We start from the raw sequence: 12,718 nt of genomic DNA, 5'->3' as shown, positions 1-12,718 counted from the left end.
TTCAAATAAAGGTTCTGGGTGGGTACGTTGGAATTTCCTCATATTTCTGTGATGGTTAATGAGTGTTTGGGTTGCTTTTCGTCGATGACTCCTAAGTTTTTTTGTGACGTTACCGTAGGGGCTGGTGGGCATGCAGAGGCTTTTTTAGAGAGGTTCCCTAGTATTGAGAGCTATAGAGGATTTGATAGGGATATTTCTTCGTTAGAATTAGCCTCCCGTCGATTAGAGCGTTTTTCTAGCAAAGTTTCTTTGCATAAAGCCTCTTTTAGTGAGCTGAAAGATCATTTGCAAAGTAATAGCATTGATGGTTTGCTGGCAGACTTAGGTATGTCCTCTATGCAATTGGATGATCCTTCTCGAGGATTTAGTTTTCGTTGGGATGCTCCTTTGGATATGCGTATGGATATGTCTGAAGGAGAAACGGCTTCAGATATTCTCAACAGTAGGACAGAAAGGGAGCTTGGCGATATTTTTCGAATCTATGGAGAAGAGCCTTCTTGGAAGAGTGTGGCTAAGGCTGTGGTCGCTTACCGGAGAAAGAAAAAGATTTTAACGGTCAACGACTTAAAAGATGCTACAGTGAAAGTGTTTCCTTCATATAGGCTAAGGAAAAAAATTCACCCTTTGACATTGATTTTTCAAGCGCTTCGTGTTTACGTAAATAATGAATGGGAGCAGTTATCTTCATTGCTTTCTTTGGCATTAGATATTCTGTCTCCTGGAGGGCGGATAGTGATAATTTCTTTTTGTAGTTCAGAAGATCGCCCTGTGAAGAATTTTTTTAGAGAGGCTGCAGCCCAAAAACTAGGTTCTATAGTCACAAAGAAAGTTGTCATGCCTTCTAAAGAAGAGGTTCAAAGAAATCCTAGATCGCGATCAGCAAAGTTAAGATGTTTTGAAAAAAGTCTTCTTGAATGAATAGATTATTATTTTTTCGTTTAGTGGCATGTTGTTTGTTTTCGGGAGTGTTAATGTATTGTTATGTTAACAAACAAAATGAAATTACCAAGATCCGTTTAGCTATTCCACGAACATCTGCAAATTTGAGGGAGTTGAAAGAGGAAAATGTTTCTTTGTCATTTATTATAGAGAGGTATGAAAGTTCTGAAAATTTAATGGAAATAGCTTCTCTTCCAGAGTGTGAGGGGCTACACTACCCAACTGTAGAATCTTTAGTTTTTCTTGATGTCGAATGAGGAAGAAAAAACGATTGATTTTTGTAGTGATAGGGCTCTTTGTATTTTATTCCTTATTGATAGCTCGTTACTACGAGATCCAAATTCTTAGTGGAGATAAGTGGGCAGCAGAAGCCACTATGCAGCACGAATTCCGTGTTAAAGAACCTTTTCGTCGTGGAACTTTTTTTGCCTCTACGCTTTCGGGGGTGGGTGTGAAGGAAGATTTCCGTCCCTTGGTTTTTGATTTGACAAAGTTTCATATTTTTTTAGATCCAGCTTCTATACCGGATTCTCATAAAGAAGAAATAGCAGAGCGTCTCGTGTCTCTCGTAGGGGAGGGAAGCAAGGACTTCATTTGTTCTGAGATGAACAAAAAGTCCCGTAGTCGCAAGGTGTTTACATGGCAAGACAAGGAGTGTAGGCAAAGAATATTAAGTTGGTGGCGTCCCTTTGCTCTTAAGAACAAGATACCTTCGAATGCGATTTATTTTGTAACAGATTACAGGAGATCTTACCCCGCTGGCAAACTTTTAGGACAAGTTTTGCATACTATAAGGGAGGTCAAGGATGAGAAAACGGGAAGAGCATTTCCCACGGGGGGGCTAGAAGCATATTTTAACCATATTTTAGAGGGCGAGTCTGGGGAGCGAAAGTTGTTAAGATCGCCTTTGAATAGGTTAGAATTGGACCAAGTTATTAAGATGCCAAAGGATGGAGCAGATATTTTTCTCACGATCAACCATCATTTGCAAACTATCGCGGAAGAAGAGTTAGAAAAAGGGGTTCTGGCAGCCAAAGCTAGGGGAGGGCGGGTAATAATGATGGACCCTTCTTCGGGCGAGATTTTGGCTTTGGCTCAATATCCTTTCTTTGATCCTAGTGATTACAAGGAGTATTTTAATGATAAGGAGAGGATAGAATACACTAAAGTGTCTATGGTTAGTGATGTTTTTGAGCCAGGCTCTATTATGAAGCCCATCACTGTAGCCATAGCATTGAAGGGAAATGAGGAGTTAGTGAGTCGGGGAGAACAGCCCTTATTTTCTCCTCAAGATCCTATGGATGTTACCAGGACAACTTTTCCTGGAAGAGCCAGCAAGCCGTTGCGAGATATTACTCCAAGAAAAAAGTTGAACATGTACATGGCCATTCAAAAGTCTTCCAATGTTTATATGGCTCAGCTGGCGGATAGAATAGTGAATAGGCTGGGAGCAGAGTGGTATCGAGATCAATTATTACTTCTGGGATTTGGAGATACTTCTGGAATAGAACTGCCTGCGGAAGCTTCTGGTGTGGTTCCGTCTCCAAAACGTTTTCATGCTAATGGCAGTCCGGAGTGGAGTGTATCAACGCCCTATTCTTTAGCTATGGGTTATAATATCATGGCGACGGGAGTGCAGATGGCTGCTGCATACTCTACTCTTTTAAATGGCGGGTATTTAGTGCGGCCTACTTTGATAAAAGAAATACGCACATCGAATGGACAATGTTATGCGATTCGGAAGGAGCGGGGGACTGAAAAATTATTTTCAGATAGCGTAGTTCTAGAGCTTGTCAAAGCTATGAGGTTGACAACGATGCCAGGAGGTACTGGCGTCCGAGCTTCTCTGAAAGGGTTTTCTTCGGGAGGTAAGACGGGGACTTCGGAGAAAATTTTCGAAGGCAAATACTGTAAAAACCGTCACATATCATCATTCATTGGTTTTTGCCCTGCCAATTTTAGTAAAAATATTTTACCAAGATTTGTTTTACTTGTTTCTATTGATGATCCAGCCCATATTATTCTGGAGGATGGTACTAAGAATTATATGGGCGGTCGTTGTGCTGCTCCTGTTTTTTCAGCGATAGCATCCAGGGCTCTTCCCTATTTGGGAGTTTCCCCTGAGAATGAGGAAGGCGCTTGTCGGGAGTTTGTGAGGTCTTTAAAACAATTGTTCGAGGAGTGGAACCGGTAGTGAGATTAACAGAATTGCTTAAGAGTTTAGAAAAGGTCGAATACTCCATCTATGGGGATAGTTCCAAAATTGAAGTTCGGCACATTGTTGTAGATTCTCGAGTTGTGGGTTATGGTGACATTTTTATCGCAAAAAAAGGCGCTAAATTCGATGGGAATGATTTTTCTAGGCAAGCTGTAGAAAACGGCGCTGTTGTCGTTGTTTCTGAAGTCTATAATCCGTTTCTGAAAGTTGTGCAGATTATTTCTAAGGATGTCGTTCTCATTGAAGCGTTGTTAGCGGCCAGATGTTACGGCTTTCCAGAAGAAAAGATGCATATAATAGGGGTCACGGGTACCAATGGTAAAACTACTGTTGTTAGTTTAATCAAGCATTTGTCTGATGCTATGGGAAAACCCTGTGGTTCCTTAGGGACTTTGGGGTATGTTTTGGGTGCTCAAAAGGTTGTGGGAGATTTGACTACTCCTGATGCCTCCTCCATATACAGATATCTAGGCGAGATGGTGAAAAATGGTTTAGAGAATGTTGCCATGGAGGTTTCTTCTATAGGATTGGTGCTTGATAGATTGTTGAACGTACCTTTTCATACGGCAATTTTTACAAATTTGACCTTAGATCATTTAGATTTTCATGAAACATGGGAAAACTATGTGAAAGCCAAGGGATTGTTGTTTGCTTCTTTGGCTCCGCATAGTTTGGCGATATTTAATAACGACTCCCCTTATTCGAAGGAGTACGCTTCTTTGACTAAGGCTAGAGTGGTGTCTTATGGAATAGAAAGTTCTTGTGATTTAAAGGCTTCCAACATTGTTTTAGATAGCAATGGAGCTAGTTTCGTCGTTACCTATAAGGGGAGGTCTGTTCCTGTTAAGGTGCCTTTAGTAGGAGTTCACAATGTGTACAATGTTCTTGCAGCTTTATGTGTTGCTGTAGAAGATTTTGGTTTTTCTCTTGAAGAGGCCGCATATATTTTAGCAAGGAGTGAAGCTCCTCGAGGGCGGCTTGAGCGTGTGGATGGTGGAGTATGTCCTGTTTTTATTGACTATGCACATACTCCAGACGCTTTAGAAAATGTCCTTTTAGCGCTAAAAAGCTTCCTTCCTGAAGGAGGGCGAGTTATTACTGTTTTTGGTTGCGGAGGGGATAGAGACAAAAGTAAGCGTGCTGTGATGGCTCAGGTGGCGGAAAAGTATGGCTTTTCTGTTGTGACAACGGATAATCCTAGAGCGGAGGATCCAGAGAGTATTATTCGAGAAATCTGTTCAGGGTTTTCTAAGGAAGATTTTTGTGTCGAAATCGACAGGAAACAAGCGATAAAATATGCTTTGTCCGTTGCTTCTGATAAAGATATCATTCTCGTCGCAGGCAAGGGGCACGAGACGTATCAAATTTTTAAGCATCGTACAATAGTTTTTGATGATAAGGAGGAGGTTCTTGCTGCGATTGCCTCTAGTTGCTAATGCTTTAGTTTTTTTATTGGTTCCATTTGTTTGCTTAGGTAATGCTACTGTTTCTCAGAGAGGGACGCGACCAGAGATTATCTATATTGATGCTGGTCATGGTGGTAAGGATCAAGGAACTGCGGGTAAGAATCCTTTTTACGAAGAGAAGCAGTTAACGTTGTCTTTGGCTGTAGCTACCCAGAATTATTTACGTCGCATGGGATACCGTCCTGTTATGACGAGGACGTCGGATGTTTTTGTGGATCTCTATCGTCGAGCTTCATTGGCTAATTCTGGGCGAGCGGATGTTTTTGTAAGTATACATTGCAACCATTCCTCCAATGCAGCGGCTTTTGGTACAGAGGTGTATTTTTATAATGGTAAGGGAGCGCCTGTGGCAAGGGTTAGACAATCTGAAGAGTTAGGGAAGCAAATTATGCATGCAATGGAGCGGTGTGGATCTTTGAAATCTCGTGCAGTGAAGGTGGGTAATTTTGCTGTTATTAGAGAGACGACAATGCCGGCTGTTCTGGTTGAGACGGGTTTCTTATCTAATCCTAAGGAGAGGGGTTGCTTGTTGGACGGAAGGTACAGGATGCGTTTGGCCAAAGGCATTGCTGAAGGTATACATGCTTATTTAAGTGCCAGAGGAAGCAAAAAGGCTTCTGCGGTCAAGTCTGTCGTCAAAGCGACGTCGACTCCTGTTCAAGGAGGGAAGGCTGTTAAACCTATCAAACGGTAGGCAAAGAATCGTCCTCGATGCGATTCGAACGCATGGCCTGCTGCTTAGGAGGCAACCGCTCTATCCTACTGAGCTACGAGGACTCAAGAGGCAGCTACTCTAGCAAAAAAATATTAAGGCGTCATCTACTTTGAATTGTTGGGGGCCTGTTTTTGCTGCAAGATTTGTGTCCGTATAGGGCTTATCTTTGATTTTTCTCGATCCCTTATTTTTGCATAATTTTTTTCTGTGCTGCTTTGTATCTCCTTTCCCTTGTGTTGGTTAGGTTTTATTTCTTTTTTTTGGTATTGAGGGGAGGGAGTCTTTGGTTGGAGAAAAGATTTTAGATTTTAAAAAAATAACTTGAATCCAATAGTTGGATGGCTATTATACGCTTATAATTCGAAACATGGACAATTCACGCTATCTACAATAGCTGTCGCAGGAGCGTTTAATAGGAGGCAGAGCTTATGGCTACTATGACTAAGAAGAAACTGATATCAACGATTTCTCAGGATCAGAAGATCCACCCCAGCCACGTGAGAATGGTGATACAAAACTTCTTGGATAAGATGACTGATGCTCTAGCAAAAGGGGATCGTTTAGAGTTCAGAGATTTTGGAGTTCTACAGGTTGTAGAGCGTAAGCCTAAAATTGGCAGAAATCCAAAAAATGCTGCTGTTCCTATTCACATTCCTGCTAGAAGAGCTGTTAAGTTTACTCCAGGGAAAAAAATGAAAAAACTCATCGAAACCCCAGCAAAATCTTCCTAGTTGAAAATTAGTATACGCTTCGGTCAGGCTTCTGTTTTTTTTTCAGAAGCTTGACCTTAAGAAGTTCGTCGGTTATCTTACACTTTTTTTTAAGCGTCATGTGAATTGTTTGAGAGATGGAGCCAAGGACTCGAGAGTCAGTGTTTCAACAGCCAGAGACTCATGGGTCATTGACTCTGAGTCCCTCATACGATTTGTCTTTAGATCAGTTGGTTTCCTGTTGTTTTGAGGAGAATATAAAAATTCTTCTTGAAGCATACTATGACGAAAGTAAAAGGGGATCAATTTTAAAAGCCTTTAAAAAACATCCTATTTTAAAAGCTCACGAGATTGCTGCCGCAGCGTACATGCTGTCTTCTTTGGAAGAAGGAATAGACCTAGACTTTTCTTTTCTCAATTTGGAGTCTTCTAATTCAGGAGCAGTAAAACTTTTCCGTTATGGCGGATTGCCTTGGGGAGGGCTTCCCTATCCTAGAGAACATGCGGAATTGGGATTGATGTTGCTAAAGATAGGAGAGTTTTATGATGAAGCTCGTGACCGAGCTCAAGCTATGATTGCTTATCAGCAAGCTTTGTTTACTCATGAAGAAAAAGTTTTACCTTCGCTATGGACTCAGGGAGGAAATTACAAAGAAAAAGAGGTTACTCGAGTCTCCAAGTCGTTTTTATATCAAATGGGAGAAAAACCTTTTTCTGAATATAGTTTTGTGGATCATGAGTTGGGGTTTTGGATGAGACGATCGCTCTCCTCGGCAGCTTTTATTTCTGCTTCGGGGTGTAAAAGTGGGATGGGAGCCTTTCTTGTTGGTGATAGTGGGGTAATTTCGTATGGCCCCCATGAGGGAGAGATAGATCATTGCTTGGGTTTTGGTCTGGCATCATTAGTTAAAAGTTTTGTGATAAATGAGGGGAAAGATGCTGTGGAAGCATCTTTTATTTCTCGAGCTTCTAAGACATCTTCTGATCGGTCTAGGTATAGGGTTTTCACTAACTCTGGCATAGGCCCTCATGTTAGTTCTCATGTTGTTATTGCTGAAAATTCTTTTCTTTTTGAGTCAGTTAAAATGGAGCATTCCTCGCATACTTTTTCGCTTTTTTTCAAGGGTAAGACATGTTCAGTTTCTGGGGGGCCGGCGCTTAGGGCTACGGCGCCGGATTCTTATAGGGGGCCGATGTCGTCTATAATTATTCGTGGAGAGCGAGATGGGGTGCGGTTAACATTTTCGTCGGCGCGAGACGAGATTAAAATATTTTCTTTAAATGGAGGTGCCGATTTCTGGGGAGCCGACTTTTTAGTTAATGTTTCTTATAAAGAATCTAAAATAGCAGGCAGAGTAGAGAGAATTTGAAGGAAGGGCTCAAAATAGAAGTTTTTTATTTAATTGTTTTTAAGAATTATTTGTATTAAAATTATGTTTTTTTTAACTAGAGAATGTCGGAATCTTTTATGGAATTGCTGCCCCATGAAAAACAGGTAGTTGAGTACGAAAAGACCATAGCACAGTTTAAGAAGAAGAATAAGGAGAACTCCCTTCTGTCTTCTTCCGAGATTCAGAAATTAGAAAAACGTTTAGATAAGTTGAAAGAAAAGATTTACTCCGATTTGACGCCCTGGGAAAGAGTGCAGATTTGCCGCCATCCAGCGAGACCCAGGTCTGTCAATTATATAGAAGCCATCTGCGAAAATTTTGTTGAGTTATGCGGAGATCGAACTTTCAGAGAAGACCCTGCCGTTGTCGGAGGGTTAGCCAAAATAGGGTCTACGAAATTTATGGTCATAGGTCAGGAAAAAGGCCATGACACCGCTTCTCGGGTTCATAGAAATTTTGGAATGCTAAATCCAGAAGGCTTTCGTAAAGCCTTGCGATTGGCCGAAATGGCAGAAAAGTTCGGCTTTCCCGTGGTCTTTCTTCTAGATACCCCTGGCGCTTATCCAGGCCTTACGGCAGAGGAAAGAGGCCAAGGGCGCGCTATAGCCTATAACCTGTTCAAATTATCACGTCTTGCTACACCCATAATAGTTCTTGTTATAGGTGAAGGATGTTCCGGAGGTGCTTTAGGAATGGGTGTTGGAGATGTCGTAGGAATGCTAGAACACTCCTATTACTCAGTAATATCTCCCGAAGGATGCGCCTCTATTCTTTGGAAGGATCCTAAAAAAAATAGTGAAGCCGCAGCGATGTTAAAGATGCATGCAGAAGATCTTCTAGGGTTTTCTATCATAGATGCGGTGATAAAAGAGCCCATAGGCGGAGCACATCATCAACCAGAGACAGCTTACAGAAATGTTAAAGAATTTATTCTCTCTCAATGGAATCAGATAAAAGATCTTCCTTTGGAAGAGCTGTTAGAAAAGCGATATCGAAAATTCCGTAACATAGGCATCTATGAAGCTACTGCTGAAGGCGGTTCTCAGACGTAAGAAACGTCTCTTTTTACTCGGTTTTTCTCTGTTATCAATAATAGGGTACTCCTTGGCTTCTCAAGCAGAGATCCTTTCTTTGGGGGTTATTGTTAAGACAGGTCCCGACGCCTTTCAGTTGTTTGGTAGAAAGGATGTTTGCGATGGCTCTCAACTAGCGTCGACACCAAAAGAAATTGATAGAAAAAGTTTGTTAGAATCTTTTGATAAGATTTCTGGTGGAGGCGATTCTATAACACTACGTCAAGCCAACGCCTACTTAGCTCGAAATACTTCAGGACCCAAAAAGGTTTCTATAACAAAAAAAATTGCCTCATCAATAGACAGTTGGTTAAAACTTTCTAACGCCTCTACTTCTTACAAAAAGTTCTACCTTTTAGTTGGAGTCCTCGCTTTAGTAGCAGCTTTTAAAGCCATCACGTTGTTCTTCGTTCGTTATCTAACTATGCTTATCTCAATAAGAGTAAGTAAAGATTTGCGGTACGAGTATTTCTCCTCTCTTCAAAAATTACCAATGTCTTTTTTTCATTCATACGGCATAGGGAATCTCAGCAGTCGAATTACTATGGATTCTGAACAGATAGCCGAGGCTGTGAATTCACTATTTGTCAACTATGTCCATGCACCAGCAATGTTTCTTTTAACTTTGGCTGTTTGTTATTCCATATCATGGCAATTCTCTCTTACAGTGTTTCTTGGTTTTCCTATCCTCGTGTTGCCTGTGGTCTTCTTAGCAAAAAAGATTAAATCTATTGCCCGTAGTGTGCAGGTTAACAAGTCGAGTTTCTCTTCTATCCTTATTGATTTTCTTTCGGGAATAATGACTATCAAGTTGTTTTGTACGGAGGAGTTTTCTTTACAGAAGTATAGTGCCTATAATGAAAGAGTGGCCAAGTTAGAAGAAAAGAGCGCTCGCTATGGGATTGCTCCTAGGCCTATACTACATGCTGCAGCCTCTCTGTTTCTGGCTATAGTTATGCTCATAGGATTGTATGTGTTTTCTATAACGCCTTCTGACTTATTAGTTTTTTGTGGGTTGTTATATCTTGTTTACGAGCCTATAAAAAAATTTGCTGATGAAAATACTCAGATTATGAAGGGGTGTGCAGCAGCAGAGAGATTCTTTGAAGTAATAAATTTATGCAAGGAGCAGGACGGACAGAGTAAACAGAAAAGCTTTTCCGGGATGCTATCAACGCTGGAATTTCGTAATGTAGTTTTTGGCTATGGAGAAAAAATAAACGTCAGGGAACCAGTTCTGCGAGGTATTTCTTTCTCTGTAAAGAAAGGAGAGTCTGTGGGTATCGTGGGCCCTACAGGGTCCGGTAAGTCTACCATTATGAAATTGTTGCCTAGGTTATATGAAATTGACTCGGGAGAAATCTTAATTGATGGCTGCTCTATTTCTAGTTATAACGTGCAGTCTTTGAGAGAGCATATAGCGTGTGTGCCACAAAAACCATTCTTGTTTTACGATTCAATATTGAATAACTTATTGTTAGGAAAAATCTTCAGCAAAGAAGAGGTTTTAGCAGCTTTAAGAGATGCCCATGCTACAGAATTTATAGACAAGATGCCCGATGGGATCCACTCTATTTTAGAAGAATCAGGGAAAAATTTGTCCGGGGGGCAGCAACAACGTTTAACGATTGCCAGGGCTTTGCTTAAAAAAGCTTCTATATTGCTTCTGGATGAAGCTACATCTTCGTTAGACGCTGTTAGCGAGAATTATATAAAAGAGATAATTAGCAGCCTTAAGGGAAGCTGCACGCAAATCATTATAGCCCACAAGTTGTCGACGCTGGAGCATGTAGACAGAATCATCTATGTGGAAAACGGGCGTAAAATAGCTGAAGGTACTAAAGAAGAACTGCTGCAAAGCTGCCCGGGCTTTAGAGAGATGTGGATGCTTTCTAACTCGATAAATAGTGCCGCGGCATCCAGCAATGCTATTGAAGAGGAAATGTGCTCCTCTTTAGTAGAACAATAAATCGTTTTCTAATAAAAGCTAAACATTTTCATAGGAGAAGAAACTAGGCTGTTCTTCTAGGAAGAGTAGGGCTTGGTTTAAACTGTCTTTAATTTGTTCTGAGAGCTGTGGCAGATGTATGTGAATAAACAACCCTGCGGCAGAGTTTGTGTAGTCTGAAGTAGTTTTAATTAGGGATATGGGGGTTCCGATATCTCTGGCTATAGAGGCAATGCCATAGCCCTCCATATCAATTAAATCAAAAGAGCTATTAATACCTTCATTTACAGGGCTTGGAGCTGTGTATAGATGGGCAGAAGGGAAAATAGGTAAAGGACGGGTCGACACTGAAGGAGATAAGGGGTCAACGATCCATGGGCAGCTTTCTTTCTCTTGTTCCATGCGTGCACGCGCTTGTAAGCCTGAAAAATTGGAAAGAGATTTAGGGCGGTGTATAATTTTCTCTACTGTCGTTATGGAGTAAGTTTTATGAAGGGGTATCTGAGAAGAAGACGCTCCAGCTATGCCTATATTGATCCAGAAGTCATAAAAAATATCTGATTGTCGCAGCCATAGTTTAAGGGTGTGTACAGCAAGTTCAGATCCCCACCCGGAAATGAGAACATCGACAGCGAAGGAGTCGAATATTATTCTGTACACGTTGTCTCGTATTGGAGTGAACGGAGTAGAATCTAGGAAAGCTTGAATTTCTTTGGCATCAGCGACAACAACAAGATAATGAGGCATGATTTTACCTTAGTTTTTTTTGGATGCGGCATGTACAGAATCCCACAGTCTGGTGAAGGCTTTTTCCCCAATAGGGGAGAGCAGCATGGTGTCTTGTGAGATATAAGTTTGAGAAAACTTCTTAATAACAGAAGGGTCTTTTTCTTTAGCATACGTAAGAGCTAGAGACAAAGCGTCTTCATTTTCTTCACAGAGAGAGCGAGACAAAGATTTTTGTAAGAGCTTAATAATAGAGAGTTGTTCTGAGTCTGAGACTTCTCTAGATAGCACTAGACAGCCTAGGGGTAGAGGAAGAGAAGTTTGTTTTTCCCATTTTAATCCCAGGTCTTCGACAACCTTTAAGGAATTTTGATCATAGGAAAATCTGCTTTCGTGGATAATTACTCCTGCATGAACGAGATCATTTTCAATAGCGTCTAGAATTTTATCATAAGGGATAGTGAGAAGTTCCATTGAAGGGAAAAACATGCGTACTAAAGCTGCTGCTGTAGTCTCTATTCCAGGGACGGCAACAGATTTGATGGCGGATAGGGAGGAATTAGCCTTAGCTACTAGCAAGGGGCCACAAGAAAAACCTATAGCAGCGCCTACTGGTAGCATTCGATAATTTTTCATGACGGAAGGATAGTGAGCAGCAGAAATTTTCAACAAAGGAAAGGCTTGCTCACAAGCCATGGCATTGAGGGTGTCTATATCGGATAGTGTTACGTTTGGGAGCAATTCAAATCCTTGCTCTTTTTTGATAAATGAACGAAATAAAAAGATGTCGTTGGGGCATGGAGAAAAAGCTGCAGACAAAGTATTTTGTGAGAAGGTCATAAGCCCAGAGCCTCAACAGCTTGTTTGATTTCTTTATTTTCCGGTTTGTCAAAGACTCCTTGTTCTTGGAGCCATTGAATATAGGAGTTAGGCACTTCTGTTAATTTTTTTCCTTTATATTTTCCAAAAGGCATTTTAAATGTTTTGGGACTGGAAGTACCTGACAGTAGGTTTAAGACCGTGGAAGGAGCAAGGTCTCCGATCATAGCGGAAAACACTTTGTGTAGAATAATAACGTCATCTAAAGCTCTGTGAGCTCTATTTTCTGAAAATCCATAGACTTGCCTCAAGTATTGCAAATTATGCTTGGGTAGGTCTGGACGGTATTTCTTAGCCCATTTCAAGGAATCTATGGAAGAATACTTGGGCAGAGAGATGGAATGCCTTAAACACTCATTTTCAAGGAGAGGAAAGTCAAAATTATCATTGTTATGAGCGACTAAAATAGTGTTCTCTCCACAAAAGTTGATGAACAAGTCTATGACTGCAGGAAAGTCTGGTGCTTCTGCCACAATATCATTAGTGATGCCGTGTATGGTGGAGGCTTCCTCGGGAATAATGACTCCAGGATTCACATAGGAAACGAAAGATTGATCCGTTTCTGGGTTGTAAGCAGCTATTTCGATAACACGATCTTTTTCTATGTTAGTGCCTGTAGTTTCTGTGTCGTAAAAGATGAAGTGAGGCGTCAT

At 41.0% G+C, this 12,718-nt stretch carries 12 protein-coding genes and 1 tRNA gene; 9 read left to right on the top strand and 4 right to left on the bottom strand.

Going from position 1 to position 12,718, the window contains the following annotated elements; all coding sequences use genetic code 11:
• Positions 1-18: 18 nt before the first annotated feature.
• The 5 genes from rsmH to KJA58_RS02225 are packed head-to-tail and all read left to right on the top strand — an operon-like array spanning position 19 to position 5,317.
• Entirely contained in the window at positions 19-918 is a 900-nt protein-coding gene (rsmH, locus tag KJA58_RS02245) for a 16S rRNA (cytosine(1402)-N(4))-methyltransferase RsmH (RefSeq protein ID WP_425513804.1), read from the top strand.
• Entirely contained in the window at positions 915-1,196 is a 282-nt protein-coding gene (locus KJA58_RS02240) for a hypothetical protein (RefSeq protein WP_213357836.1), read from the top strand. Before rsmH ends, KJA58_RS02240 begins: the two co-directional genes overlap by 4 nt.
• The gene (locus KJA58_RS02235; protein ID WP_213357835.1) at positions 1,193-3,133 is read left to right on the top strand and encodes a peptidoglycan D,D-transpeptidase FtsI family protein; all 1,941 of its coding nucleotides are present in this window, start codon (positions 1,193-1,195) and stop codon (positions 3,131-3,133) included. Before KJA58_RS02240 ends, KJA58_RS02235 begins: the two co-directional genes overlap by 4 nt.
• A complete protein-coding gene (locus KJA58_RS02230) occupies positions 3,133-4,593 on the top strand; it encodes a UDP-N-acetylmuramoyl-L-alanyl-D-glutamate--2,6-diaminopimelate ligase (protein ID WP_213357834.1) in 1,461 nt (486 codons plus the stop codon). The genes KJA58_RS02235 and KJA58_RS02230 overlap by 1 nt, the downstream gene beginning before the upstream one ends.
• On the top strand, positions 4,550-5,317 hold the full coding sequence (locus tag KJA58_RS02225; RefSeq protein ID WP_213357833.1) for an N-acetylmuramoyl-L-alanine amidase family protein: 768 nt from the start codon (positions 4,550-4,552) through the stop codon (positions 5,315-5,317). Before KJA58_RS02230 ends, KJA58_RS02225 begins: the two co-directional genes overlap by 44 nt.
• Positions 5,318-5,326: 9 nt before the next feature.
• On the opposite strand, the gene KJA58_RS02220 is transcribed toward KJA58_RS02225, so the two are convergent.
• Positions 5,327-5,400: transfer RNA gene (locus tag KJA58_RS02220), tRNA-Arg, on the bottom strand.
• Between the two features lie 366 nt (positions 5,401-5,766).
• Between KJA58_RS02220 and KJA58_RS02215 the strand changes: the two genes are divergently transcribed.
• The 4 genes from KJA58_RS02215 (at position 5,767) to KJA58_RS02200 (ending at position 10,481) form a co-directional block, all read left to right on the top strand.
• Positions 5,767-6,069, top strand: coding sequence for an HU family DNA-binding protein (locus KJA58_RS02215; RefSeq protein WP_213318470.1), 303 nt, complete (start codon positions 5,767-5,769; stop codon positions 6,067-6,069).
• 116 nt (positions 6,070-6,185) lie between these two features.
• Positions 6,186-7,418: a hypothetical protein gene (locus KJA58_RS02210; protein ID WP_213357832.1), complete on the top strand. Its 1,233-nt coding sequence runs from the start codon at positions 6,186-6,188 to the stop codon at positions 7,416-7,418.
• A 98-nt stretch (positions 7,419-7,516) separates the two neighbouring features.
• Entirely contained in the window at positions 7,517-8,491 is a 975-nt protein-coding gene (locus tag KJA58_RS02205; protein WP_213357831.1) for an acetyl-CoA carboxylase carboxyltransferase subunit alpha, read from the top strand.
• Complete coding sequence (locus tag KJA58_RS02200) at positions 8,457-10,481, top strand: ABC transporter ATP-binding protein (RefSeq protein WP_213357830.1); 2,025 nt, start codon at positions 8,457-8,459, stop codon at positions 10,479-10,481. Before KJA58_RS02205 ends, KJA58_RS02200 begins: the two co-directional genes overlap by 35 nt.
• Before the next feature lie 18 nt (positions 10,482-10,499).
• On the opposite strand, the gene KJA58_RS02195 is transcribed toward KJA58_RS02200, so the two are convergent.
• The 3 genes from KJA58_RS02195 to KJA58_RS02185 are packed head-to-tail and all read right to left on the bottom strand — an operon-like array spanning position 10,500 to position 12,718.
• A complete protein-coding gene (locus KJA58_RS02195) occupies positions 10,500-11,207 on the bottom strand; it encodes a nucleoside phosphorylase-I family protein (protein WP_213357829.1) in 708 nt (235 codons plus the stop codon).
• Positions 11,208-11,216: 9 nt separating this feature from the next.
• Positions 11,217-12,026 carry an MqnA/MqnD/SBP family protein gene (locus tag KJA58_RS02190; protein ID WP_213357828.1) on the bottom strand — a complete coding sequence of 270 codons (810 nt, stop codon included), beginning with the start codon at positions 12,024-12,026 and terminating at the stop codon, positions 11,217-11,219.
• A complete protein-coding gene (locus KJA58_RS02185) occupies positions 12,023-12,718 on the bottom strand; it encodes a putative quorum-sensing-regulated virulence factor (protein WP_213357827.1) in 696 nt (231 codons plus the stop codon). The genes KJA58_RS02190 and KJA58_RS02185 overlap by 4 nt, the downstream gene beginning before the upstream one ends.

Origin of the sequence: Chlamydiifrater phoenicopteri (assembly GCF_902807005.1) — a bacterium.
In the GTDB taxonomy this organism is placed as follows: Bacteria; Chlamydiota; Chlamydiia; order Chlamydiales; family Chlamydiaceae; genus Chlamydiifrater; species Chlamydiifrater phoenicopteri.
Note: the sequence above shows the minus strand (reverse complement) of the source record. Positions and strands in the feature narration are given on the sequence as shown.

What these genes read in the sequence shown, in the direction of transcription:
- KJA58_RS02240 (WP_213357836.1), top strand. Translation starts at nt 915, where the DNA reads ATGAATAGATTATTATTTTTTCGTTTAGTGGCATGTTGTTTGTTTTCG.
- KJA58_RS02190 (WP_213357828.1), bottom strand. Translation starts at nt 12,026, where the DNA reads ATGACCTTCTCACAAAATACTTTGTCTGCAGCTTTTTCTCCATGCCCC.
- KJA58_RS02215 (WP_213318470.1), top strand. Translation starts at nt 5,767, where the DNA reads ATGGCTACTATGACTAAGAAGAAACTGATATCAACGATTTCTCAGGAT.
- KJA58_RS02195 (WP_213357829.1), bottom strand. Translation starts at nt 11,207, where the DNA reads ATGCCTCATTATCTTGTTGTTGTCGCTGATGCCAAAGAAATTCAAGCT.
- KJA58_RS02235 (WP_213357835.1), top strand. Translation starts at nt 1,193, where the DNA reads ATGAGGAAGAAAAAACGATTGATTTTTGTAGTGATAGGGCTCTTTGTA.
- KJA58_RS02225 (WP_213357833.1), top strand. Translation starts at nt 4,550, where the DNA reads ATGATAAGGAGGAGGTTCTTGCTGCGATTGCCTCTAGTTGCTAATGCT.
- KJA58_RS02210 (WP_213357832.1), top strand. Translation starts at nt 6,186, where the DNA reads ATGGAGCCAAGGACTCGAGAGTCAGTGTTTCAACAGCCAGAGACTCAT.
- KJA58_RS02200 (WP_213357830.1), top strand. Translation starts at nt 8,457, where the DNA reads ATGAAGCTACTGCTGAAGGCGGTTCTCAGACGTAAGAAACGTCTCTTT.
- KJA58_RS02185 (WP_213357827.1), bottom strand. Translation starts at nt 12,718, where the DNA reads ATGACGCCTCACTTCATCTTTTACGACACAGAAACTACAGGCACTAAC.
- KJA58_RS02205 (WP_213357831.1), top strand. Translation starts at nt 7,517, where the DNA reads ATGGAATTGCTGCCCCATGAAAAACAGGTAGTTGAGTACGAAAAGACC.